Source organism: Salmonella sp. SAL04214 (assembly GCF_046550615.1).
Lineage (GTDB): Bacteria > Pseudomonadota > Gammaproteobacteria > Enterobacterales > Enterobacteriaceae > Salmonella > Salmonella enterica.
Genome location: NZ_JBGDXT010000010.1, coordinates 24,837 through 49,618, shown reverse-complemented (window position 1 = coordinate 49,618; position 24,782 = coordinate 24,837). Strand labels below are relative to the sequence as shown.

Annotated in this window: 23 protein-coding genes and 1 pseudogene; 8 read left to right on the top strand and 16 right to left on the bottom strand. The window is 54.8% G+C overall.

What is annotated here, in order from left to right; all coding sequences use genetic code 11:
* Nucleotides 1-16: 16 nt before the first annotated feature.
* From fur to ybfF, 5 genes and pseudogenes are all read right to left on the bottom strand, one after another.
* Entirely contained in the window at nt 17-469 is a 453-nt protein-coding gene (fur, locus tag ACLJQD_RS16820) for a ferric iron uptake transcriptional regulator (protein WP_000131699.1), read from the bottom strand.
* Nucleotides 462-547 (bottom strand): annotated as a pseudogene (locus ACLJQD_RS16815) (ryhB-regulated fur leader peptide). Before ACLJQD_RS16815 ends, fur begins: the two are co-directional and overlap by 8 nt.
* Before the next feature lie 203 nt (nt 548-750).
* On the bottom strand, nt 751-1,281 hold the full coding sequence (gene fldA, locus ACLJQD_RS16810; protein ID WP_001018621.1) for a flavodoxin FldA: 531 nt from the start codon (nt 1,279-1,281) through the stop codon (nt 751-753).
* Between the two features lie 150 nt (nt 1,282-1,431).
* A complete protein-coding gene (gene ybfE, locus ACLJQD_RS16805; protein WP_001040939.1) occupies nt 1,432-1,725 on the bottom strand; it encodes a LexA regulated protein in 294 nt (97 codons plus the stop codon).
* Nucleotides 1,726-1,858: 133 nt separating this feature from the next.
* Entirely contained in the window at nt 1,859-2,629 is a 771-nt protein-coding gene (gene ybfF, locus ACLJQD_RS16800; RefSeq protein WP_000773245.1) for an esterase, read from the bottom strand.
* A gap of 184 nt (nt 2,630-2,813) precedes the next feature.
* Here ybfF and seqA point away from each other — a divergent pair, with 184 nt between their 5' ends.
* Nucleotides 2,814-3,356: a replication initiation negative regulator SeqA gene (gene seqA, locus ACLJQD_RS16795; RefSeq protein WP_000848395.1), complete on the top strand. Its 543-nt coding sequence runs from the start codon at nt 2,814-2,816 to the stop codon at nt 3,354-3,356.
* A gap of 24 nt (nt 3,357-3,380) precedes the next feature.
* The gene (gene pgm, locus ACLJQD_RS16790) at nt 3,381-5,021 is read left to right on the top strand and encodes a phosphoglucomutase (alpha-D-glucose-1,6-bisphosphate-dependent) (RefSeq protein ID WP_000974385.1); all 1,641 of its coding nucleotides are present in this window, start codon (nt 3,381-3,383) and stop codon (nt 5,019-5,021) included.
* Nucleotides 5,022-5,135: 114 nt separating this feature from the next.
* On the opposite strand, the gene ACLJQD_RS16785 is transcribed toward pgm, so the two are convergent.
* The 10 genes from ACLJQD_RS16785 to kdpF form a co-directional block, all read right to left on the bottom strand.
* The gene (locus tag ACLJQD_RS16785; RefSeq protein WP_000070056.1) at nt 5,136-5,621 is read right to left on the bottom strand and encodes a pyridoxamine 5'-phosphate oxidase family protein; all 486 of its coding nucleotides are present in this window, start codon (nt 5,619-5,621) and stop codon (nt 5,136-5,138) included.
* Between the two features lie 64 nt (nt 5,622-5,685).
* Nucleotides 5,686-7,005 (bottom strand): putrescine-ornithine antiporter, encoded by a 1,320-nt coding sequence (gene potE, locus ACLJQD_RS16780; protein WP_000042658.1) that lies wholly within the window; start codon nt 7,003-7,005, stop codon nt 5,686-5,688.
* The gene (gene speF / locus ACLJQD_RS16775) at nt 7,002-9,200 is read right to left on the bottom strand and encodes an ornithine decarboxylase SpeF (RefSeq protein ID WP_017441675.1); all 2,199 of its coding nucleotides are present in this window, start codon (nt 9,198-9,200) and stop codon (nt 7,002-7,004) included. Before speF ends, potE begins: the two co-directional genes overlap by 4 nt.
* 380 nt (nt 9,201-9,580) lie before the next feature.
* Entirely contained in the window at nt 9,581-9,685 is a 105-nt protein-coding gene (gene speFL / locus ACLJQD_RS16770; RefSeq protein ID WP_015632840.1) for a leader peptide SpeFL, read from the bottom strand.
* A gap of 277 nt (nt 9,686-9,962) precedes the next feature.
* Nucleotides 9,963-10,640, bottom strand: a complete 678-nt coding sequence (gene kdpE, locus ACLJQD_RS16765; RefSeq protein ID WP_000186053.1) for a two-component system response regulator KdpE — start codon at nt 10,638-10,640, stop codon at nt 9,963-9,965.
* The gene (gene kdpD / locus ACLJQD_RS16760) at nt 10,637-13,321 is read right to left on the bottom strand and encodes a two-component system sensor histidine kinase KdpD (protein ID WP_000997487.1); all 2,685 of its coding nucleotides are present in this window, start codon (nt 13,319-13,321) and stop codon (nt 10,637-10,639) included. Before kdpD ends, kdpE begins: the two co-directional genes overlap by 4 nt.
* Nucleotides 13,318-13,902 carry a potassium-transporting ATPase subunit KdpC gene (gene kdpC, locus ACLJQD_RS16755; protein ID WP_023214137.1) on the bottom strand — a complete coding sequence of 195 codons (585 nt, stop codon included), beginning with the start codon at nt 13,900-13,902 and terminating at the stop codon, nt 13,318-13,320. Before kdpC ends, kdpD begins: the two co-directional genes overlap by 4 nt.
* A gap of 8 nt (nt 13,903-13,910) precedes the next feature.
* Nucleotides 13,911-15,959, bottom strand: coding sequence for a potassium-transporting ATPase subunit KdpB (gene kdpB / locus ACLJQD_RS16750; protein ID WP_000088026.1), 2,049 nt, complete (start codon nt 15,957-15,959; stop codon nt 13,911-13,913).
* 20 nt (nt 15,960-15,979) lie between these two features.
* Complete coding sequence (gene kdpA / locus ACLJQD_RS16745) at nt 15,980-17,659, bottom strand: potassium-transporting ATPase subunit KdpA (RefSeq protein WP_017441678.1); 1,680 nt, start codon at nt 17,657-17,659, stop codon at nt 15,980-15,982.
* Entirely contained in the window at nt 17,659-17,748 is a 90-nt protein-coding gene (gene kdpF / locus ACLJQD_RS16740; protein WP_001670793.1) for a K(+)-transporting ATPase subunit F, read from the bottom strand. Before kdpF ends, kdpA begins: the two co-directional genes overlap by 1 nt.
* Nucleotides 17,749-18,084: 336 nt before the next feature.
* On the opposite strand from kdpF, the gene ACLJQD_RS16735 reads away from it, so the two are divergent.
* On the top strand, nt 18,085-18,291 hold the full coding sequence (locus ACLJQD_RS16735) for a YbfA family protein (protein ID WP_000401433.1): 207 nt from the start codon (nt 18,085-18,087) through the stop codon (nt 18,289-18,291).
* A gap of 110 nt (nt 18,292-18,401) precedes the next feature.
* Nucleotides 18,402-19,823 (top strand): deoxyribodipyrimidine photo-lyase, encoded by a 1,422-nt coding sequence (gene phrB / locus ACLJQD_RS16730; RefSeq protein WP_017441679.1) that lies wholly within the window; start codon nt 18,402-18,404, stop codon nt 19,821-19,823.
* Between the two features lie 38 nt (nt 19,824-19,861).
* Here phrB and ACLJQD_RS16725 read toward each other — a convergent pair whose 3' ends face one another.
* Nucleotides 19,862-21,343, bottom strand: a complete 1,482-nt coding sequence (locus ACLJQD_RS16725) for an MFS transporter (protein WP_017441680.1) — start codon at nt 21,341-21,343, stop codon at nt 19,862-19,864.
* Between the two features lie 328 nt (nt 21,344-21,671).
* On the opposite strand from ACLJQD_RS16725, the gene ybgI reads away from it, so the two are divergent.
* Genes ybgI through pxpA form a run of 4 tightly spaced genes read left to right on the top strand, consistent with a single transcriptional unit; the run spans nt 21,672 to nt 24,737 of the window.
* The gene (gene ybgI, locus ACLJQD_RS16720; RefSeq protein WP_000798844.1) at nt 21,672-22,415 is read left to right on the top strand and encodes a radiation resistance protein YbgI; all 744 of its coding nucleotides are present in this window, start codon (nt 21,672-21,674) and stop codon (nt 22,413-22,415) included.
* A 15-nt stretch (nt 22,416-22,430) separates the two neighbouring features.
* Nucleotides 22,431-23,087: a 5-oxoprolinase subunit PxpB gene (gene pxpB / locus ACLJQD_RS16715; protein ID WP_001188371.1), complete on the top strand. Its 657-nt coding sequence runs from the start codon at nt 22,431-22,433 to the stop codon at nt 23,085-23,087.
* The gene (gene pxpC / locus ACLJQD_RS16710) at nt 23,081-24,013 is read left to right on the top strand and encodes a 5-oxoprolinase subunit PxpC (protein WP_000932044.1); all 933 of its coding nucleotides are present in this window, start codon (nt 23,081-23,083) and stop codon (nt 24,011-24,013) included. Before pxpB ends, pxpC begins: the two co-directional genes overlap by 7 nt.
* Nucleotides 24,003-24,737: a 5-oxoprolinase subunit PxpA gene (gene pxpA / locus ACLJQD_RS16705; RefSeq protein ID WP_017441681.1), complete on the top strand. Its 735-nt coding sequence runs from the start codon at nt 24,003-24,005 to the stop codon at nt 24,735-24,737. The genes pxpC and pxpA overlap by 11 nt, the downstream gene beginning before the upstream one ends.
* The last annotated feature ends 45 nt before the right edge of the window (nt 24,738-24,782 follow it).

The window sequence follows — 24,782 nt, the reverse complement described above, 5'->3', positions numbered from 1 at the left end:
TTCGAAAGATTTACACTTATTTAGTCGCGTCATCGTGCGCGTGCTCGTCTTCGCGGCAGTCGCCTTCAGCGCAGTGGCCGTAAAGATAGAGGCTGTGATTAGTTAAACGAATACCGTGTTTCGCCGCAATTTCACGCTGGCGCGCTTCAATAGAGTCATCACTAAATTCAATCACTTTTCCGCAGTCAAGGCAGATAAGATGGTCGTGATGATGCTGTTGCGTCAGTTCAAAAACGGATTTACCGCCTTCAAAATTATGGCGGGTCACGATACCGGCATCGTCAAACTGGTTCAGCACACGGTATACGGTTGCCAGACCGATTTCTTCACCCATGTCGATCAGGCGTTTGTATAAATCTTCCGCACTGACGTGATGGTTATCTGGTTCCTGAAGAACTTCCAGAATTTTTAAACGAGGAAGCGTTACTTTCAGGCCAGCCTTCTTTAATGCGGTATTGTTGTCAGTCATGCGGAATCTGTCCTGTTGCTAAGCGATTCACTTCATTAGAGAAGTGACAGAAATTGCACTCAAGATAATGCGTATCATTATAGGACTGCCATGCCGAAATGAAAACCGCAAGTCTCTCGCAGATGTTAATAAAACTGTGGTTTTGCCTGCAAATTCTGGCGCCACCTGATTACACCCGGACATTGTACAGGGATGGGTGCGAAAGTTACAAATTTGTAGCAATTATTTTGATTGGTCTTGTCTATTGATGCGGCGCAGATATAACGCTGCGCCGCATAAGATTAGGCGTTGAGGATGTCGTCGAGGTGCAATTCAGCCGAAACTTGCTTAACCCATTTTTCAACACGCTCGGCGGTCAGTTCAGGCTGACGGTCTTCGTCAATCGCCAGACCGACAAAATGATCGTCGTCAGCCAGACCTTTAGAGGCTTCAAAATGATAGCCTGCGGTTGGCCAGTGACCCACAATCGTGGCGCCGCGCGGCTCGATAATGTCGCGAATCGTGCCCAGCGCATCACAGAAGTATTCCGCGTAGTCTTCCTGATCGCCACAGCCAAACAGCGCCACCAGCTTACCGTTAAAGTCAATCTCTTCGAGAGTCGGGAAGAAGTCATCCCAGTCACATTGCGCTTCGCCATAGTACCAGGTTGGGATGCCCAGCAGCAGAATGTCATACCCCTCCAGGTCTTCTTTACTGCTTTTTGCAATGTCATGCACATCGGCAACGTCTTTACCAAGCTGTTTTTGAATCATTTTTGCGATATTTTCGGTATTACCGGTGTCGCTGCCGAAAAAGATGCCAGTGATTGCCATGAGTAAAATAACCTCTTGAAACTTATTGAAATGGTGGTGGCGAATTGCCCACGGATAAGGGCAATCATAGCAGAACAGGCAGATATGCGGAAACAGCAATCACGCGGGACTGCACGCTCTGCTACACGAAATATGAAACAAAACTTATTTTCAGACTAAACCCTGGCCGCGCAGCGCCATAAGCTGCTTCATTAAAATTTCTTCAATGAGCTCGCTGCGGCTAATGTTGCGCGCTTCGGCCAGCTCATTCAGCGCGTCAACCGCTTGTGCGTTGAGTTTTAATTCGACACGCTTGAGGCCACGAACTTTGTCGCGTTTTAACTGGTTGCGCTTGTTGATGCGTAACTGTTCATCGCGCGAAAGCGGATTCGTTTTAGGTCGTCCCGGGCGACGCTCGTGCGCGAACAGATCTAATGTCGTACGGTCCGTTTGTTCTTTGGCCATGATTTTGGTGACTTCGGGGGAAACAATCAGCCAGGCTTATGCCCGGATGGATAGCGCGCCATCATACATCAGCGAGGAAGCGACGCCAACGCCCGCGCGCGTAATCGCGCACAGGCGATGAGTTTTTAATCAGTTAGCGTTTATCGTGCAGATAACGGCGGATGGCGCGCAGAACCGCCTCTGGTTTTTCGGCATGTACCCAGTGGCCCGCGCCGGCGATCACATGCGCGCGCGCCAAAGGGAATTGCGCCAGCAGCGCGTCGCGGTACGCTTCGGTCACGTACGGCGAGTTACCGCCTGGAATAAACAGCGCCGGATGTTCCCAGGGCGGAATGGTTTCCCAGCCGACGATATGCGGATACTGCTCCCATAATACCGGAACATTAAAACGCCATTCGCCTTCAGCCCAGGATTTTAACAGAAACTGGATCACGCCTTCTTCGTTGAGGTGCTGGCGCATAATCCCTGCCGCCTGTTGGCGGGATGTCGCGTCGGATTCGCTGACGGCGTTAATGGCCGCGAAAATGCGATCGTGGCGGCGAACGTGATAATCCACGGGGGCGATATCAATCGCGACCAGACGATCGATGCGATCGGGCGCCAGCGCCGTCAGCGCCATTACCGCTTTTCCGCCCATGGAATGACCAATAAACGTCGCTTTTTCAATCTGCTGCGCGTCAAGCGTATCCAGAAGATCCTGGGCCATTGCCGGATAATCCATGACCGGATCGCGCGGCGATAAACCATGATTGCGCATATCGACCTGAATAATGTCGTGATCGGTCACCAGATCGCGCGCCAGTACGCCGAGGTTGTCCAGGCTGCCAAACAGACCATGAACGAGAACGATGGGGGAATTATTGTGCAGGTTTTGTGCAGATTGCGCTCGGATGTTTAATTTCATGGCAAAGTTCTTTTTTTCGCTCTGTCGGGTTAGGGTATTATGTTGACCATTCTGCCACTGGGCTGCAACCTCTAAGGTTTACTCCGAGTTTTTTTGTCAGCCGGGCTTAACGCTATCCGCTGTTGGGATTTGTTCCTATAATCCCAATGACTTGTATTCAGCAAAGACATCGCACTGGATTAAGATGAAAACGATTGAAGTTGATGATGAACTCTATAGCTATATTGCCAGCCACACCAAGCATATCGGCGAGAGCGCATCCGACATTTTACGGCGTATGTTGAAGTTTTCCGCCACGACACAGCCAACGGCTTCAGCGGTGAAGGGGACGCCTGCGGCGCAACCCGTTGCCGAAGCGAAACCGGTCAACCCGGTAAAAGACAAAGTTCGCGCGATGCGTGAGCTATTGTTGTCTGACGAATATGCCGAGCAGAAAAAAGCGGTCAACCGCTTTATGCTGATTCTGACTACACTCTATTCACTGGATCACCACGCGTTTGCGGAGGCGACGGAGTCGTTGCATGGCCGCACGCGCGTCTATTTTGCGGCGGATGAACAAACGCTGCTGAAAAATGGGAATCAAACTAAACCTAAGCACGTTCCCGGCACGCCGTACTGGGTGATCACCAACACCAACACCGGCCGTAAATGCAGCATGATCGAACACATCATGCAGTCAATGCAATTCCCGGCGGAATTGATTGAAAAGGTTTGCGGAACAATTTAATCCTTGCATTAGAAGGACCAGGCAATGGCAATCCACAACCGCGCAGGACAACCCGCGCAACAGAGTGATTTGATTAACGTCGCCCAACTGACGGCGCAGTATTATGTACTGAAACCGGAGGCAGGGAATGCAGAACATGCCGTGAAATTTGGCACTTCCGGCCATCGCGGTAGCGCAGGTCGTCACAGTTTCAACGAACCGCATATTCTGGCGATCGCCCAGGCGATTGCTGAAGAGCGGGCGAAAAATGGCATTACCGGCCCCTGCTATGTGGGGAAAGACACCCATGCGCTCTCGGAACCGGCCTTCATTTCCGTGCTGGAAGTGCTGGCGGCAAACGGCGTAGACGTTATCGTGCAGGAAAATAATGGCTTTACGCCAACGCCTGCCGTGTCAAATGCTATCCTGGTCCATAACAAAAAAGGCGGCCCGCTGGCTGATGGTATTGTCATTACGCCGTCGCACAACCCGCCGGAAGATGGCGGTATTAAATATAATCCGCCCAATGGCGGCCCGGCGGATACCAACGTCACTAAAGTGGTAGAAGATCGTGCCAATGCGCTGCTGGCGGGCGGCCTGCAAGGCGTTAAGCGCATCTCTCTGGATGCGGCAATGGCCTCGGGCCACGTTAAAGCGGTAGATCTGGTACAGCCGTTTGTCGAAGGGCTGGCGGATATCGTTGATATGGCGGCGATTCAGAAAGCCGGTCTGACGCTGGGTGTCGATCCGCTGGGCGGCTCCGGTATTGAATACTGGAAACGTATCGCTGAGCATTACAAGCTTAACCTGACGTTAGTTAACGATCAGGTTGATCAAACCTTCCGCTTTATGCACCTTGATAAAGACGGCGCGATCCGTATGGATTGTTCCTCCGAATGTGCGATGGCGGGTTTACTGGCGCTGCGTGACAAGTTTGACCTGGCCTTCGCTAACGACCCGGACTACGACCGTCATGGCATCGTGACGCCTGCAGGGCTGATGAACCCGAACCATTATCTGGCGGTCGCCATTAACTATCTGTTCCAGCATCGTCCGCTGTGGGGCAAAGACGTGGCTGTCGGTAAAACGCTGGTCTCTTCCGCGATGATTGACCGCGTGGTGAATGACTTGGGACGCAAGCTGGTAGAAGTGCCGGTAGGCTTCAAATGGTTTGTTGACGGTTTGTTCGACGGCAGCTTTGGTTTCGGCGGGGAAGAGAGCGCGGGCGCTTCGTTCCTGCGTTTCGACGGTACGCCGTGGTCTACCGATAAAGACGGGATCATCATGTGCCTGCTGGCGGCGGAAATCACCGCCGTTACCGGGAAAAACCCGCAAGAGCATTACAATGAACTGGCAGCGCGTTTTGGCGCCCCGAGCTATAACCGTCTGCAGGCGGCAGCGACCTCGGCCCAGAAAGCGGCATTGTCTAAACTGTCTCCGGAAATGGTGAGCGCCAGCACGCTGGCAGGCGACCCGATTACCGCGCGTCTTACCGCAGCGCCGGGTAATGGCGCATCGATTGGCGGCCTGAAGGTAATGACCGACAACGGCTGGTTCGCCGCGCGTCCATCCGGTACGGAAGACGCTTACAAGATCTATTGCGAAAGCTTCCTGGGGGAAGAGCATCGCAAGCAGATTGAGAAAGAAGCCGTTGAAATCGTTAGCGAAGTATTGAAAAACGCCTGATGGGCGATATGGAAGAAAAAGGAGCCTTACGGCTCCTTTTTTGTATTAACGGCGCTGCGCTTATCAGGCCTGTAAACCGCCTCCAGGCCGGATAAGGCGCTTGTGATATCAGACTTATTCGCTCTGAGTCGCCAGATGTCGGCGGCAGGTGAGGGCGTCGCATTCAATACGCACCACGCAAACCGCTTTCATCATATCTTCCCGATAACTGAAGGTTTTTCCCGGATCGGTCTGGCGCATAATGACGTCCAGGCCGTAGCGCATCTCCTCGCGTGTTTGCAATATCGATGCCAGTCCGGTGGCGAAAACGCTGGTGTAGGCGTAGCTATAATCACAGGGGTCATCGGCACGTAGTAATGCATGGTCGCCGTCCATTTCAATGCATACTGCCGGGTTCTTACGTAACAGACGCATCTTTTTCCCGGTGCGTGCGCCGTGAAAATAAAATATCCAGCGTCCGTTCTGATACTCGTAGCCAAAATTTACGGGGACAACATACGGACAGAGATTGTCGTTAAACCCTATCCGACACACTTCGTGTTTACTGAGAATAGCCAGTATTTCTGCTATATCAGTGACTTCCCGTTCTGGATTACTCATTTCTATTATCTTATTCAAAGAGTGAAAATGCCCGGACTAGCGTTACCGCAGCCCGGGCGCGCCATCAGCCGTGTTTATTTTTCAATTCAAAACGCGGTGAGACCAGGCCATATAACGTCCAGCCGAGGAAGGTCACAATTGAGCCGTACAGCATGGCTTCTTCACCGGAGGAATATAGCGCGTAGAAGCTATACATGGCGCCAACGAAGGCCACGAAGTTAGCGACTTTCGCTTTTGATGACGGCACATTCGCCATTTTCTGAATGATAACCAGCGCGGCCATCGACAGAATATACGGAATAATGTTCGTCACCACCGCCAGGTTAACCAGGACGTTAAACTGACTATTCAGCGACGGGCTAATGGTCATCAGCGACAGGCCAGTCTGAATAATCACAATAATCAGCATCCCCTGTACCGGCGCGTCGACTTTCGTTACACGAGAGAAGACTTTCGGGAAATAGCCTTCGTCAGCGGAGGATTTAAAGACCTGAGCGATAGTGAACTGCCAGCCCAGCAGCGAGCCGCAGCAGGACATTACCATCAGCGCCATGATCACTTTACCTACCGCAGGCGTGAACATCTGTGCAAACGCCAGACCAAACGGCGCCGTGGAGTTCGCCAGATCCATGTTCGGCACAATCCCGGCAATCACGTTAGTCGAAACGATATAGATGACCGCCGCGCCCAGCGTACCGCCCAGTACCGCGATGGGGACGTTCTTTTCCGGATTCTCGACCACGTCTGCGTTGGCGCAGGCGGATTCCAGTCCAAGAAATGCCCACAACGTCATGGCGATGGAAGAACCGACCGCGCTAAAGAACGGAACATGGTGCGGGTTCCATGACGCTACGTACATGCTGGGGCTAAACCAGAACCAGCCAATGATGCACAGGCCGACAACCGGAATGATGACGCCCCAAACGGTAACGCTACTGATCTGTCCGGTAATACGCGCGCCGCCAAAGTTTGCGATGGTACAAACCCACAATACGGCGATAGTCGCCAGACCGATCTGGAGCGGCGTCAGCGCGGCGCCGAACAGTTCGGTGCCATAGCCGACAGCGGAGATGGCGATAGCCACGTTGGCGATCAGCAGCGAGACGCCGTAGGTATAGTTCGCCATAAAGTTGCCGGATTTACCGAAGGCATATTCGGCGTAACCGCCCATGCCGCCGGATTTACGGCTAAACATACCGCATTTCGCAAACGCCCAGGCCAGCGCCATCGAGCCGACGGCGGTGACCAGCCAGGAGATAATGGATATCGTGCCGACTTCAGACAGTTTGGTCGGTAGCATGATGATCCCGGAGCCCATCATGTTGACCATAGTCAGAATTGTGAGCTGCACGACACCCATTTTATTGGATTTAGGTTTACTCATAATTTTTCCTCCTTCAGCAGGGAGCGCTGTGCGTCACGAGGTTTAATGACGTAGCACCAGACCTGCTTACGGCCGTCGTGTTCTTCGATATAAACGCCCTGCAGTTCAGGCGCAAAGCCCGGCAGCAGGTTGATCCCTTCTTCCAGGGCGCTGAAGTAACGCAGGACAGAACCGCCCCAGATTTCACCCGGAACTACACACAGCACTCCCGGCGGGTAAGGCAAAGCGCCTTCAGCCGCGATACGACCTTCCGCTTCCGGCAGGCGAACCAGTTCGACCTCGCCGCGCAGATAGGCATAGTTGGCCTCTTGCGGATTCATACTGACTTTCGGGAAATGCGATTTACGGAACATCTCTTTTTGCAGCTGTTTCACGTTGTGCCGCGCATAGAGATCGTGCATCTCCTGGCAAAGCTGACGCAGGGTGTAGCCGGCATAACGCGCTTCATGCTGTTTGTAGATGGACGGTAATACTTCCGCTAACGGCGCATCAGCTTCCAGCAGTTTTTCGAAACGAGCCAGCAGGGCGACAAGCTGTTGTAACTTCGCCATGTCTTCTGCCGGCGTCAGCAGGAACAGAATGGAGTTGAGGTCGCATTTTTCCGGCACAACGCCGTTCTCGCGCAGGAAGTTGGCGAGGATCGTGGCAGGAACGCCAAAGTCTTCATATTCGCCGCTCGCTGCATTAATGCCCGGTGTGGTGAGCAGCAGTTTGCAAGGGTCGACAAAGTACTGATGTTCGGCATAGCCTTCAAACGCATGCCAGTGTTCTCCCGGAACGAAGTGGAAGAAGCGCAGATCGCTGGCGATCTCTGACGTCGGGTATGACTGCCACGGCTTACCATCAATCAGTTCCGGTACGAACGGACGGATGTGATGACAGTTTTCGAGGATCAATTTACGGGCATCGATGCCGTTAACCACGCAATCCATCCACATATTGCGACCGCTGACGCCTTCGTGCATTTTGGCGTTAACGTCCAGCGCGGCGAACAGCGGATAGAACGGGCTGGTGGAGGCGTGCATCATAAAGGCGTTGTTCATGCGCTTATGCGGAACGTAGCGCGATTGCCCTTTGATATGGCTATCTTTTTTATGGATCTGCGAGGTCTGGGAGAAACCGGCTTGTTGTTTATGAACGGACTGCGTCACCAGAATACCCGGATCGTTTTCGTTCAGTTCCAGCAGCAGCGGCGAACAATCGGCCATCATCGGAATAAATTGTTCATAGCCGACCCAGGCGGAGTCAAACAGGATGTAGTCGCACAGATGACCAATTTTATCGACGACCTGACGGGCGTTATAAATGGTACCGTCGTAGGTGCCTAACTGGATGACGGCCAGACGGAATGGACGTGTTTCGCGGGCACGCTGCGGCGCGACTTCGCTAATCAGCTCGCGCAGGTAATCTTCTTCGAAGCAGTGAGCGTCGATCCCGCCGATAAAACCATACGGGTTACGCGCGGTTTCCAGGTAAACTGGCGTTGCGCCCGCCTGCAATAATGCGCCGTGGTGGTTAGATTTGTGGTTGTTACGGTCAAACAGTACCAGATCGCCCGGCGTTAACAGCGCGTTGAGTACGACTTTGTTAGAGGAGGAGGTCCCGTTCAGCACAAAGTAGGTCTTATCGGCGTTAAAGACTTTCGCCGCATGTTGCTGCGCAATGCAAGGCGCGCCTTCGTGAATCAGCAGATCGCCCATCGCCACGTCCGCGTTGCATAGGTCGGAGCGGAAGAGCGTTTCGCCAAAGTATTCCACGAACTGATTACCGGCAGGATGACGGCGGAAGAATTCGCCGCCCTGATGCCCCGGGCAGTCAAATGCGCTGTTGCCCTGGTTGACATAATCCACCAGCGCGCGGAAAAACGGTGGACGTAACTGCGTTTCGTAGTGGCTTGCTGCGGTTTCCAACTGACGACCATAGAAGGCAGTACGGGATTCATTATATTCGAATACACCAGAGATACGCGGCAAATACTCAGGCGGTACGCGCCCTTCGTCATGAGTCGCGACAAACACGGGAATACCGTAACCCGTTGCGTCGATTTCATCGAGTTTTCCGTGTTCAATGTCGTCGATGGATAACACGATGGCAGCCACGTCGATGAAACGACTCTCATCAACATTTACAATATTACGGTGTGTAGAAAAACAATCCGGGCAATGACGGCTAACGGCAATTTTTAATTCTGACATTTTTTCATCTCTTTATTTCAGGTAATAGCAGGCCCTCAATTTCTCGCATGAGAAACTGATTCTTCCGGAAAAAATAAAAGCTATCCCGCTGATAAAAAAATCAGTAAATTAGCTTTATTTTAGATGTAATAAATCCCAACCCGTCCGGTTGCAGGAAATTCAGGATTTAAGGAGTTGAGTACTACGATATACAGGCAGAAACCGTGATAACTAAAATTGCGCTGAGTCGGAATTTCTTCTATCAAACCAGATGGTTAGCTGGCTTGGTGTAAAGGAATTACCGTGCTGTCGCTTTTAACAATTCGAGTTATTTAGGCAATAGACCTGAATGACATAAGGGTCGGAAAGACCTGTATGCTGAAGTACCCGTAGCAGAAAAACTACCGGGCATTAAAGAAATGAAAATCGAAACTATTACGGTGGGCAAACATCATAATATGCGTTGTCCGCCTTATATGGGGCATAAAACGATTATTATTTTCCATTTTGAGGTCCTTTCATTGATTTATTGAAAGCATGGATATTTTATCCAGGGAGCGCCAGCGATCTGTGAACCAGATCAACAAAAAACGATCATTTGAAAAATAATTAGTCGGCGATTATGCATATCGTGCTGTGAAATAACGGATTGTTTCTTAAATGTTAATTATATGTTTTTTATATCCTTCATAAAATATAATATCGCCGCGAAAATAATTATTCGCGACGCCGAAAATAAATGACATAAAAATTAGAAGTTATTTAAAAATAATGAATGGCTATTCACGGCATAAAGCGATAGCCAATTCCGGTTTCGGTAATAAAATGGCGTGGGCGGGTGGGATCTTGTTCCAGTTTCTGGCGTAAATGTCCCATATAGATGCGCAAATAGTGGCTATGCTCCACGGCGTTAGGGCCCCAGACCTGGTTTAATAACTGCCGTTGGGTTAATACCTTGCCGGCATTATTGAGTAATACCGCCAGCAGGCGGAACTCAATCGGCGTCAGATGGATTTCTTCGTCGCCACGGTGGATCAACCGTGCGGCGAGATCGACCGTCACGCCGGAAAAGCGGACGATCGGATCGGCGCAAGGGCTGGCGGCGTGCCGTCGCAGCGCGACACGCAAACGCGCCTGCAACTCGCCAATGCCGAATGGCTTGCTCAGGTAATCATCAGCTCCGGCGTCAAGCGCGGCAATCTTATCGCTTTCTTCGCTGCGTGCGGAAAGGACAATCACCGGTATTGCGCTCCACTGACGCAGGTCGCGAATAAAATCGATTCCGTCGCCGTCCGGCAGGCCGAGATCGAGAATAATCAGATCGGGCTTTCGCGTGGCGGCTTCCAGTAAACCACGTTGTAATGTTTCAGCTTCATACACGCGCAGGCCGTCGCCTTCCAGCGCGGCGCGCAGAAAGCGGCGGATGGCCTGTTCATCTTCAACAATCAGAACGTTTGTCACATATCCTCATGAAAATCATCAAGTTCAGGTGGCTTTCCTTGCGGCAGCGTCACACGGAAACAGGCGCCGCCCTGCGGTCGATTATAGGCGGTAAGCGTGCCGCCGTGTACCTCTACGATAGCATGGCAAATCGCCAGCCCCAGCCCCACGCCGGGGACGGCGGACTCTTTGTTGCCGCGGGCGAACTTATCGAAAATCTTCTGTTCTTGCCCCGCAGGAATACCCGGCCCGTTATCCCAGACATCCAGTTGTAAACGATCGTCCTTAACCGCAGCATCAATGCCGATACTGGCCTGCGGCCCGGCGTACTTAACGGCGTTTTCCAGCAAGTTGATCAGGACACGCTCAAATAAGGGGCCATCGACATGGATAAGCGTTAACTGTTGCGGCAGCGACAATGTAATCGGATGCAATAAACCCGGCTCTAACATCTGTAACGCGCTACCGACGACCTCTTCCAGCGTCAGCCACTCTTTTTTAAGATTAAACCCGCCGGACTGAATACGCGCCATATCCAGCAAATTATTCACCAGCCGGGTGGTGTTGAGAATATGCTGGCGGATTTCACTGGCCTGACGCGCGTGGGGCGATCCTGCGCTGGCTAAATCCAGCGTCAAAATTTCCGCCTGGCCGAACAATACCGTCAGCGGCGTGCGTAAATCATGCGACAGCGCCGCCAGCAGAGCGTTGCGAATACTTTCGCGCTCGCTGGCGAGACGCGCCTGTTCTTCGCTGGCGGTCAGCGTCAGTCGTTCCAACGCGTTGGCGACAAGCAGAGTGAATGTTTCCAGCAGGCGTTGCTGCTCCGGCACCATTAACTGACGCAAATTACCCGGTTCGACGATAGCCAGACCGTACGTTTTATCGGCGCTTTTCAGCGGCAGGATTTGATAAGGCACGCCAGGGAGGGTATCGGTGCCTGCGCCGGCAGGCTGGCCTTTATCAAAACTCCAGCGCGCAATTGCGTCGTCCCACGGCGTCATGCCTTGCTGGTGGGTGAGAGGCAGCAACTTACCGTTAGCATCAGGTAATAAAATTTGGCTGCGCGCCTGGAACGTCGAGGCGATAAACCGCTCGCTGGTCGCGGCGATATCATGTTCGCTACGCCCGACGGCCAGTGCTTTAGACATTTCATATAAATGGCGGGTACGTTGTTCCCGATAACGGGCGACGCGCGCCTGATAGCGCACCCCGGCAGTAAGATTGCCAATCACCAGACCAACCGTCAGCATCACAGCAAAGGTCAGCAAATACTGCACGTCTGAAACGGCGAGCGTACCGCGTGGCGCGATAAAAAAGAGATCGAAACTCGCCACGTTAATCACCGTCGCCACCACCGACGGCCAGCGTCCGTAAAGCAGCGCAATCACCACTACGCCCAGCAAATAGAGCATCACCAGATTGGCGGCGTCGAAGGTGACAAGCCACTGCATAGCGATAAGCGTGGTGATGGCGCAAAGCGCCACGGCGACCAGACAGCCCTGAATCTGCCCACGCCATTTCTCTTTAAAAGGTCGGTTATCAGGCGTTTGCGCCAACGCGCGGGCAGGCGGTTCTTCCAGCGCGACGATCACCTGATCGAGATCCGGCGCGCGTCTGGCAAGACGATCGGCGAAAGCGTCACGTCGCCACCAGCGTCGCGACGCCGGGCGGCCCATGACGATTTTCCCCAGATTATGTTCGCGGGCATAGCGCACGACCGCTTTCTCTTCGGCGGGATCGGACAGGGTGGCGGTTTCCGCGCCAAGCTCCTGCGCCAGGCGCAGCGCGCTTAAAATAGCCCGCCGTTGCTTTTCCGGTAAGCGGTGTAACGTTGGCGTTTCGACATAGACGGCATGCCAGACGCTGCCGAGCCGGGAGGCCAGACGCGCCGCGGTACGCACCAGTTTTTCGCTGCCGGTGTTATGCCCGATACACAGTAAAATCGCATCGCGGGTATGCCATACTTTTTCTTCGCCCGGATGCGCGCGCCAGGCGCGCATCTGATCGTCCACGCGATCGGCTGTCCGGCGTAGCGCCAGCTCGCGGAGGGCGATCAGATTGCCCTTGCGGAAAAAATGTTCAATAGCGCGTTCCGCCTGACCGGCGATATACACTTTACCTTCGTTGAGCCGTTGGCGCAGATCGTCGGGCGGCAGATCGACCAGTACGACTTCATCGGCGGCATCAAAAAAGGGATCGGGGACGGTTTCGCGCACCTGAATCCCCGTGACGCCGCTCACCACATCATTCAGACTTTCCAGATGTTGTACGTTCACGGTGGTGAAAACGTCGATTCCCGCTTCCAGCAGCTCTTCAATATCCTGCCAGCGCTTAGGATGGCGTGAGCCAGGCGCGTTACTGTGCGCCAGCTCATCCATTAAAATCAGCGCCGGACGCCGGGCGAGGGCGGCATCCAGGTCAAATTCGCGAATTTGCCGCCCCCGGTGCGAGTGACGTTTTGGCGGCAGAATGGTCAGCCCGTCAAGTAGCGCGGCGGTCTCTTTACGGCCGTGCGTCTCTACCACGCCGATCACCACATCCAGCCCCTGCGCTCGCAGCCGCTGCGCTTGCGCCAGCATCGCCCAGGTTTTTCCGACGCCTGCGCAGGCGCCGAAGAAAATTTTCAACTTCCCCCGGTGGGGCGGGGGCGTTTGTTCCAACAAGCGATCCGGATCAGGACGCAAGGGTTCGTCGTTCATTTCGCTCTGTGTCCCTGTAGCGCATCCAGCGCCAGATTAAGCTCAACAATATTCACTACCGGTTGCCCAAGAAAGCGCGCCAGCGGCCTGTGCGTATATTCTGCAACCAGTTGCGCGACCTGTTCAACGGGAAGCTGGCGAGCCGCCGCCACGCGGGGGATTTGCCATGCCGCGGCGCCGGGCGTCAGATTATTATCCAGCCCGCTTGCCGACGCTGTCGCCAGCTCAACCGGAACCGCGGAGCTCGCCTGGGGGTTAGCGGCGCGTAGCGCGGCGACGCGGGCCTGTATTTGCGCATCCAGTTCGGGATTGCTGGCGGCCAGGTTGCTTCCGCCCGACGCCAGTGGATTATAAGGCGTATCGGCGGTGGCGGAGGGCCGGCCATGAAAATAGCCCGCGGCGGTAAACGATTGTCCGATAAGCGCTGAGCCACGTATCACATGGTCTTTATGAATCAGCGAGCCATTAGCCTGCCAGGGAAACCACCACTGCCCCAGCGCCGTGGTCAGAAGCGGATACACGCCGCCGGTCAATAACAGCAGAAATAACATTGTCGAAAAAGCAGGACGTAAACCGATCATCATACACCTCACGCCAGACCCAGCAGGGTCAGCAGCACATCAATCACTTTGATGCCAATAAACGGCACCACCAGACCACCCAGACCATAGATCCATAAATTACGGCGCAGCATGGCCGATGCGGAAAGCGGCTTATAACTCACGCCTTTTAATGCCAGCGGGATTAGAAAAATGATAATCAGGGCGTTAAAGATCACCGCGCTCAGAATGGCGGAGTTCGGCGAATGCAGCCCCATCACGTTGAGCGCGTTTAGCTGCGGATAGGTAGCGGCAAACGCGGCGGGAATAATGGCGAAATATTTCGCTACATCATTCGCGATACTGAAGGTGGTGAGCGAGCCGCGCGTCATCAGCATCTGCTTACCGATATGCACCACTTCAATCAACTTGGTCGGGTTAGAGTCCAGATCCACCATATTACCGGCTTCTTTTGCCGCCTGGGTGCCGGAGTTCATCGCCACCGCGACGTCAGCCTGCGCCAGCGCCGGGGCATCGTTAGTGCCGTCGCCGGTCATGGCGACCAGCCGTCCTTCCGCCTGATATTGACGGATCAGCGCCAGCTTGGCTTCCGGCGTGGCTTCGGCAAGAAAATCGTCCACACCGGCTTCGGCGGCAATCGCTGCCGCCGTCAGGCGGTTATCGCCAGTGATCATCACCGTTTTAATGCCCATCTTTCGTAGCTGGGCGAAACGTTCTTTAATGCCGCCTTTAACGATATCCTTGAGGGCGATAACACCCAGTACGCGCGCGCCTTCCACGACCACCAGCGGCGTCGCGCCCAGACGCGCCACGTTCTCGACGTTTTGCTCGACATCGGCGGGAAAATGGCCGCCATTGCTCTCGACATGACGCCGAATCGCGTCCACCGAGCCTTTACGGATCATCCGGTTATCGATATTAATCCCGCTCATGCGGCTTTGCGCGGTAAACGGAACAAAGGTGGCATGAAGCGACTGCACATCGCGTTCACGCAGGTTAAAGCGCTGTTTGGCGAGGATCACAATGCTGCGGCCTTCCGGCGTTTCGTCGGCCAGCGAAGCGAGCTGCGCGGCGTCAGCCAGCGTGCGTTCGTCTACCCCTCGGGCGGGAATAAAATCGGACGCCTGGCGGTTGCCGAGCGTGATAGTGCCGGTTTTATCCAGCAGCAGCACGTCGACATCGCCCGCGGCTTCTACGGCGCGGCCGCTGGTGGCGATGACGTTCGCGCCCAACATTCGGCTCATTCCGGCTACGCCAATGGCGGAGAGTAGCCCGCCGATGGTGGTGGGGATCAGGCACACCAGCAACGCCACCAACACGGTGACGCTGACCGCGTTACCGCCCCAGGCGGAGAAGGGCCACAGGGTGGCGGTCGCCAGTAAAAAGACAATGGTCAGGGCGATGAGCAAAATCGTCAGGGCAATCTCGTTAGGCGTTTTCCGCCGCTGCGCGCCTTCCACCATCGCGATCATCCGGTCAAGAAAGGTTTCGCCAGGATTGACGCTACAGGCAATCACCAGCCAGTCGGAAAGAATTCGCGTGCCGCCGGTGACAGAGGCGAAATCGCCGCCGGACTCACGGATCACGGGCGCAGATTCGCCGGTAATCGCACTTTCATCCACCGAGGCGCCGCCTTCGATGACCTCGCCGTCGCAGGGAATAATATCGCCCGCTTTGACCAGGACAATGTCGCCTTTCCGCAGTTCAGCAGCGGGCACGTTATCGGCCTGCGCATCATGGCGCGGGGCGCGCAGGCGGCGAGCGAACGCGGTCTTTTTCACTCCTTTCAGACTGTTTGCCTGGGCTTTGCTGCGGCCTTCCGCCAGCGCTTCGGCAAAATTGGCGAACAGTACGGTGAACCATAACCACAGGCTGATAATCCCTGTAAACAAGGCGCTTCCCGCTATTTGTCCTGTTACCATAGCGAGCGTTAACAGAGTGGTTAGCACGCTGCCGGCCCAGACCACAAACATCACCGGGTTACGCCACTGGGCGCGTGGGCTTAATTTTTTTACGGCATCCGTTAGCGCCTGTACGAGTAAAACAGGTTCAAACAGCGCCAGTTGCTTGCGACTCATATCAATGTACTCCACATCGCTCAAGGTAAAGAGAAATGTTCCGCTACCGGGCCAAGCGCCAGGGCAGGAATAAACGTCAGCGCGCCGACCAGCAGTACCGTGCCGATGAGCAGTCCAATAAATAGCGCGCCGTGGGTCGCCAGCGTTCCCTGACTGGCCGGCTGTACTTTTTTACTGACCAGCGATCCGGCGATGGCCATGACAGGAATAATCACGCCGAAACGTCCGACGAACATGCAGAACGCCAGCAAACAGTTCCAGAAAGGCGAGTTAGCGCTCAGACCCGCAAAGGCGCTACCGTTGTTGTTGGCGGCAGAGGAGACGGCATATAGCACTTCGCTAAAACCGTGCGGGCCAGGGTTCAGCATTGCGCTGCGTCCGGCATCCGTCATCATCGCCAGCGCCGAACCCAACAAGACCAGCATCGGCGTGACCAGAATCGCCAGCGCGGTCATTTTCATTTCGCGCACGTCGATTTTTTTCCCCAGATACTCCGGCGTGCGACCGATCATCAGCCCCGCGATAAACACCGCCAGCAGGACAAACAGCAACATGCCGTACAGGCCTGAACCGACGCCGCCAAAGACCACTTCGCCAATTTGCATCAGCCACATCGGCACCATACCGCCCAGAGCGGTAAACGAGTCGTGCATGGCATTTACCGCCCCGCAGGACGCCGCGGTCGTGACGACGGCAAACAGGCTGCTGGCCAGCACGCCAAAGCGTGTTTCTTTACCCTCCATGTTGACGCTACTGTCCGCGCCTGCCGCCAACAGATGTGCATTTCCCTGAACTTCCGCCCACATCACTACCGCTACGCAGACCACAAAAATGCATGACATCGCCCACAGTAGCGCGCGTCCCTGACGGCGATCGCCCGCCGCTTCGCCAAAGGCGAAACAGAGCGCGGCTGGAATCAAAAATATCGCCAGCATCTGCGCCAGATTAGTGAGCGCGGTGGGGTTTTCGAACGGATGCGAAGAGTTGGCGTTAAAGAAACCGCCGCCGTTGGTGCCAAGCATTTTGATCGCCTCCTGCGAAGCAACCGGCCCCATCGGCAAGAGTTGTTTAGCGCCTTCAAGAGTGGTGATGGGCTGATAAGCCGACAGGTTTTGCGGTACGCCTTGTTGGATAAAAAACAGCGCGATAATTAACGCGACAGGAAATAATATCCATAGCGTAATGCGTACCAGATCCTGCCAGGCATTACCCAGCGTGTGCACATTCTGGCGCGTAAAGGCGCGGATAAGCGCAAAAACCACCGCAATCCCGGTCGCCGCCGACAGGAAATTTTGCACCGTCAGCCCCGCCATCTGGCTAAAGTAGCTCAGCGTGCTTTCGCCGCTGTAGGCTTGCCAGTTGGTATTGGTGACAAAGCTGACGGCGGTATTCAGCGCCAGATCCCAGGACAGCCCCGGTAGCCGCTGCGGATTTAAGGGCAGCCACTCCTGCCAGAATAGCAGGCAAAACAGGATGCCCAGTCCCAGCAGATTGAGCGTCAGTAGCGCCAGTAAATACTGACGCCAGTTCATTTCGTGGTCGGTAATGCCAAGAGTCCGCCAGAGGATACGCTCAATGCCAGCCACGCCCGGCAACGGAACGGCGGCGATGAGCCTTGCCAGGCCCGAACCCAATGGTTTCGCCAGTACCAATAAAATCAGTAAAAAACTGGCGATCAGTAAAAATCCTTGCGCGGCCATCAGAACGCCTCCGCATTAATCAGGGCATAGACCAGATAACCTAAAAGTAAGAAAACCAGCACGATGCCGGTTATCACGCCTGCACTCACAGAGCACCTCCAGTGGCATTGTTTTACTCCTGGGAAAGGTAATTTTTTGGCTGCAAAGATTTCGCAAAAATTGGCGGGCGGAGTGTAAAAAAAGTATAAAAATGACAAAGACCATTATTTAACTAATGGTTAGTATTAATTTAACCTTTTTGTAACTAATTTTCGCTTTGAATGTAAATCTGCTGGAAAAGCGTGAAAATAAGTGGTCGGATGAGTAGTAAAATTACACCGAAAGCGGTACTATTTTAATCAGGTAACGAGGTTCAATTTTTCGGTGCTATTCACCGATTCAATCTATACCGGGGCAGGTAGCGTCGGTATAAAGGGGGGAAACGTATGGAACACTATAAAGACTATCCGGCGCATGTCATTTTTGCCCGTCGTGCTTTCGCGGTGATCGCAGGCGTGCTGGCGCTGCCGGTGATGCTCTTCTGGAAAGACCGCGCGCGTTTTTATAGTTATCTGCACCGTGTCTGGTCGAAAACCAGTGATAAACCGGTATGGATGGCGCAGGCTGAAAAAGCCACCTGCGACTTTTATTAATCGCGACCAGCCTGAAAAACCGTCAGCCGCCACGCTGGCGGTTTTTTTATGCGCCAGGGTCTACACTGTTTAACGCTATTCGCCGTGACGTTTCATCTTTCAGGAGTTGTATGCCCACCCATTTAGTCTGGTTCAGGCGCGATCTGCGTTTACAGGATAACCTTGCGCTGGCCGCCGCCTGCCGCGATGCATCCGCGCGGGTACTGGCGCTTTATATTTCCACCCCCGCGCAGTGGCAGGCCCATGATATGGCGCCGCGGCAGGCGGCATTCATCAGCGCGCAGCTCAATGCGCTACAGACGGCCCTTGCAGAGAAAGGCATTCCGCTGCTGTTTCATGAAGTGGCGGATTTTAACGCCAGTATTGAAACGGTCAAAAACGTTTGCCGACAGCATGACGTCAGCCATCTGTTTTATAACTATCAGTATGAGTTTAACGAGCGTCAGCGTGATGCGGCGGTGGAAAAAACGCTGCCCTCTGTCATCTGCGAAGGCTTTGACGATAGCGTGATTCTGGCGCCCGGCGCGGTGATGACCGGCAATCATGAAATGTATAAAGTTTTTACGCCGTTTAAAAACGCCTGGTTGAAACGGCTAAAAGAGGATATTCCGCCATGCGTTCCGGCCCCGAAGATCCGGGTGAGCGGCGCGCTTTCTACACCCTTAACGCCAGTCTCGCTTAACTACCCGCAACAGGCGTTTGACGCCGCGCTTTTCCCGGTGGAAGAAAACGCGGTCATCGCGCAGCTACGTCAGTTTTGCGCGCAGGGCGCAGACGGGTATGAGTCACGGCGGGATTTCCCTGCGGTCGACGGTACCAGTCGGCTTTCCGCCAGCCTGGCGACGGGCGGCCTGTCGCCGCGACAGTGCCTGCACCGATTACTGGCGGAGCAGCCGCAGGCGCTGGACGGCGGACCGGGAAGCGTCTGGTTGAATGAGCTCATCTGGCGGGAATTTTACCGTCATTTAATGACCTGGTATCCGGCATTATGCAAACACCAGCCGTTTATCCGCTGGACAAAACGCGTCGCGTGGCAGGAGAACCCGCACTATTTTCAGGCATGGCAGAAAGGCGAAACCGGTTATCCCATTGTCGATGCGGCGATGCGCCAGCTTAACGCGACGGGCTGGATGCATAACCGTTTACGCATGATTACCGCCAGTTTTCTGGTAAAAGATCTGCTAATTGACTGGCGGTTGGGGGAGCGCTATTTCATGTCGCAGCTTATTGACGGCGATCTTGCCGCCAATAATGGCGGCTGGCAGTGGGCCGCTTCAACCGGTACCGATGCCGCGCCTTATTTTCGTATTTTTAATCCCACGACTCAGGGAGAGAGGTTCGATCGCGACGGCGAATTTATCCGCCAGTGGCTACCGGCATTACGCGATATCCCTGGAAAAGCGATTCACGAGCCGTGGCGGTGGGCGGAAAAAGCGGGAGTCATGCTTGATTATCCTCGGCCTATTGTGGAGCACAAACAGGCGAGAATCGCGACGCTTTCCGCCTATGAGGCGGCGAGAAAAGGGGCGTGATACAGGCCCGGTAGCGCAAACTACCGGGCATTCTGCTATCAGGATTCGACGGCCAGCGCGCGGCTTTTGAATTTGAAGGACTGATACAGCCAAATCAGCAGGACAATCCCTACGCAGGCTAACGCGCCCCAGGTGATCTGTTCAAAAACATCCACATAGGCGTTGATGGCGTAATTAACCGCGCCGCTGGCGTCGAAGGCGCTTTGCGAGGTCTGGTCAGCGATGACGCCTGCCAGATAGTTAGCTATCGCGCCGGACAGCAGCATATAAATTCCGGTTAATACGCCGGTGACGCCGGGGATGTCAATGCGCGTAATTTGCGACATGGCGACCGGGTCGATAAACAGCTCGGCAAAGCCCATCACCGCCAGTCCCAGCACCATTAGCGGCATTGAAGAGTGTCCGTAAGCGGCGGACCAGCGTGCGCTCAGGGTCAGAATACAGAATCCGGCGCTCATCAGACCGAGACCCAGCGCGAATTTGCCCCAGATACGCACGGTGCGATTACCGCTTACGCTCTCTTTAACCAGCCAGGCCAGGACGACCCCACACAGCATCACGGCAAAGGCGTTCACCGACTGGAACATGGCGGTAGGAACGGAATAGCCCAGAATATCGCGGTTCACAAAGCGGTCGATATACAGGCTGATAGAACTGCCGCCCTGCTGGGCAAACGCCCAGAACAGCATACTGAACAGGGTCAGGGTGACAATCAGCCCCAGTTCTTTGCGCTGTTTGGCCGTTTGCGCCTGACGATAAATTTTTGCCAGCACGACCAGGCCGATCGCGGTCGCCACGATTAAGGCATAGACAGACCATTCTTTCCAGAACAGAACGGTAATCAGCAACGGCGCCGCTACCAGCAAAATTAACAGCCAGCCCCAGTTCGGCAGCAGGTAGTTTCTGGCGCACAACACGGCTTTATTAACGCCGGTGGTGTGGGTGAAATGACGATTTCCACACAGGAAGATCACTAACCCCGCAAGCATACCAATGGCAGCGAGCGCAAAGCCCATCGCCCAACTGTACTCCTCTTGCACATAGCCGCAGGCGATAGGCGCCACGATCGAACCAATATTGCCCGCTGCGTAAAGCAGCGAGAACCCGCCGTCGCGGCGCGGATCTTCCGGCTGGTACAGTTCGCCCAGCAGGCAGCTAATATTCGATTTAAACAGGCCGTAGCCGCAGACAATGATCGCCAGCGACAGATAAAGGAATGTCGGCGCGATCTCACTGGCGCCCAGCACTAAATGACCGATCGCCATTAAAAATGCGCCCAGCATGACTGCCATTCGGTTGCCAAGCACCTTATCCGCCAGATAGCCGCCAAGAATCGGCGTTACGTAGACCAGCGAACAATAAGCGCTGAATAACTCATAGGCGTGGTTATCGTCGTATTTTAGCTGATTGGTGAGATAAAGTATCAGTAGGGCGCGCATACCATAAAAGCTGAAGTACTCCCAAATTTGCAGGGCGACAACGTAGTAAATAGCGCGGGGTTGAGATGCTTGTTTATTCATCGTATTTCCGGGATAGAGACGCTGCGGCAAGAACGCGGCATTCTCAGATAATGCCTTTCTTTGTGGGCTTATTAAGCCTGCCGTATCGCCGTGTTTCCTTAAAGTTACCAACATGATACAGAACTGATTTTTTCTGCAATATGCGTTCTGATTGCATAAATATACATGAAACCGATCGTGTTTTGCTAAGTAATTTGCGCCAAACCCGGGGGTGATTGTTTCTTGATGTGTCAAACAAATGTTTATCGACGAACGGCTAACGGGAGGCTATGTTAACGGAGACTGAACCCGTAACGGGAAAGTAGAACGTGGGTTAAAGGGAGCGATGATGAAAAACACCGAGCTGGAACAACTGATTAACGACAAGCTGAACAGTGCGGCAATAAGCGATTATGCGCCGAATGGTTTACAGGTCGAAGGAAAAGAGACGGTACAGAAAATCGTTACCGGCGTGACCGCAAGTCAGGCGCTGCTCGATGAGGCGGTGCGTTTGCAGGCCGATGCGGTCATTGTTCATCATGGTTACTTCTGGAAAGGCGAGTCTCCGGTTATTCGCGGCATGAAACGCCGTCGCTTAAAAACGTTACTGGCAAATGATATTAACCTTTACGGTTGGCATCTGCCGCTGGATGCGCATCCTGAGCTGGGCAACAATGCGCAGTTGGCGGCGCTATTGGGCATTACCGTGAAAGGAGAAATTGAGCCGCTGGTGCCGTGGGGAGAGCTCTCAATGCCGGTGCCTGGGCTGGAACTGGCCTCATGGATTGAAGCGCGTCTGGGGCGTAAACCGCTATGGTGCGGCGATACCGGGCCAGAGAATGTGCAGCGTGTCGCCTGGTGTACCGGCGGCGGGCAAAGTTTTATTGATAGCGCCGCCCGCTTCGGCGTGGATGCTTTTATTACCGGCGAGGTGTCTGAACAGACCATTCATTCCGCGCGCGAACAGGGGCTGCATTTTTATGCCGCCGGGCACCATGCCACTGAACGCGGCGGTATTCGCGCCCTGAGCGAATGGTTGAACGAAAACACGGCGTTGGATGTGACGTTTATTGATATCCCTAACCCGGCATAACTGAGAGGTAATAAAGTGCAGCGAGCGCGTTGTTATCTGTTAGGCGAAACGGCAGTCGTCCTGGAACTTGAACCGCCGATTACGCTGGCGAGCCAGAAACGCATCTGGCGTCTGACGCAGCGTCTGGTCGATATGCCGAACGTGGTGGAAGCCATTCCCGGGATGAACAATATCACCGTGATCTTGCGGGAACCGCAAACCCTGGCGCTGGATGCGATTGAGCGTCTGCAGCGCTGGTGGGAAGAGAGCGAGGCGCTGGAGCCGGACTCGCGTTCGGTTGAGATCCCGGTGATCTATGGCGGCGCAGGCGGGCCGGATCTGGCGGCGGTGGCACGGCACAGCGGTTTGAGTGAAAAGCAGGTCGTGGAGCTACATGCCTCCGTTGAGTATGTCGTCTGGTTTTTAGGCTTTCAGCCTGGCTTTCCCTATCTTGGGAATTTACCAGAACCGCTCCATATGCCCAGACGCGCGGAGCCGCGCCTGCAGGTTCCGGCCGGTTCTGTCGGCATCGGCGGCGCGCAGACGGGGATTTATCCATTATCCACGCCGGGCGGCTGGCAGCTGATCGGCCTCACGCCGTTGAAGTTATTCGATCCGATGCGGGAGCCCCCGGTTCTGCTACGCCCTGGCGATAGCGTACGCTTTGTGCCGCAAAAGGAGGGAATATGCTGAATATTATTCGCGCGGGGATTTACACCTCCGTGCAGGATAGCGGGCGTCACGGCTTTCGTCAGTCGGGGCTGAGTCACTGCGGTGCGCTGGATAAACCCGCCTTTCAGACCGCTAATCTCCTGGTCGGGAACGATGCGAATGCCCCGGCGCTGGAAATCACTCTCGGTCAACTGGTTGTCGAATTTGAAAATGAGACCTGGTTCGCTCTTACCGGCGCGGGCTGCGAAGCGCAGTTGGATGATCAACCGGTCTGGACCGGCTGGCGATTGCCGGTAAAAGCGGGTCAGCGCCTCACGTTGCATCGACCGCTTCACGGGATGCGTAGCTATCTGGCGGTAGCGGGCGGTATTGCTGTGCCGGAGGTGATGGGATCGTGTAGTACCGATCTGAAGTCCGGCATCGGTGGGCTGGAAGGACGGCTGCTAAAAGATGGCGATCGGCTGGCGACGGGTAAACCATCGCGACAGTTTAGCGGGCCGCAGGGCGTGAAGCAGTTACTGTGGGGGAATCGCATTCGTGCGCTGCCGGGGCCGGAATACCGTGAGTTCGATCGCGCATCGCAAGAAGCGTTCTGGCGTTCGCCGTGGCAGCTCAGTCCGCAAAGTAATCGCATGGGCTATCGTTTGCAGGGACAATCGTTAACGCGGACAACGGATCGCGAACTGCTGTCGCACGGTTTGCTGCCCGGTGTCGTACAGGTGCCTTACAACGGTCAACCTATTGTGCTAATGAATGATGCCCAGACAACTGGCGGCTATCCGCGCATTGCCTGCATCATCGAGGCAGATATGTACCATCTGGCGCAGATCCCGCTAGGGCAACCGATCCATTTTGTGCAATGTTCGCTGGAAGAGGCGCTCAACGCGCGCCGCGAGCGTCAGCGCTATCTGGAACAGCTTACCTGGCGACTTCAGCATGAACATTGATTTAAATGCGGATGTGGGCGAAGGTTGCGCCAGCGACAGCGAATTATTAACGCTGGTCTCCTCCGCCAATATCGCCTGTGGTTTTCACGCCGGTGATGCGCAAACCATGCTGACCTGTGTGCGCGAGGCGCTGAAAAACGGCGTGGCGATCGGCGCGCATCCCAGCTTTCCGGATCGGGATAATTTTGGGCGGACGGCGATGGTTTTGCCGCCGGAAACGGTATACGCCCAGACGCTGTACCAAATCGGCGCGCTGGGGGCGATTGTCCAGGCGCAAGGCGGCGTGATGCGCCATGTCAAACCGCACGGTATGCTCTATAACCAGGCGGCGAAAGATCCTCATCTGGCACAGGCGATTGCGAAAGCGGTACACGACTATGATCCGTCACTGATACTGGTTGGACTGGCGGGAAGTGAGCTGATCCGGGCCGGTGAACGCCATCGCCTGGTGACGCGGCAGGAGGTGTTTGCCGATCGCGGCTATCAGGCCGACGGTAGCCTGGTGCCGCGCACGCAACCTGGCGCGCTGATTCACGACGAAGAGCAGGCGCTGGCGCAAACGCTGGATATGGTGCAAGCCGGGAGAGTGAAAAGCGTTACTGGTGTGTGGACGACTGTCACGGCGCAAACGGTGTGCATTCATGGCGACGGCGAGTATGCGCTTGCATTCGCACGCAGGCTACGCGCCGCGTTCAATGCGCGTAATATACACGTTATTGCCTGAGAGCCGGACGATTGAAGCTATTATATTACGGCTGTGGATGTTCAT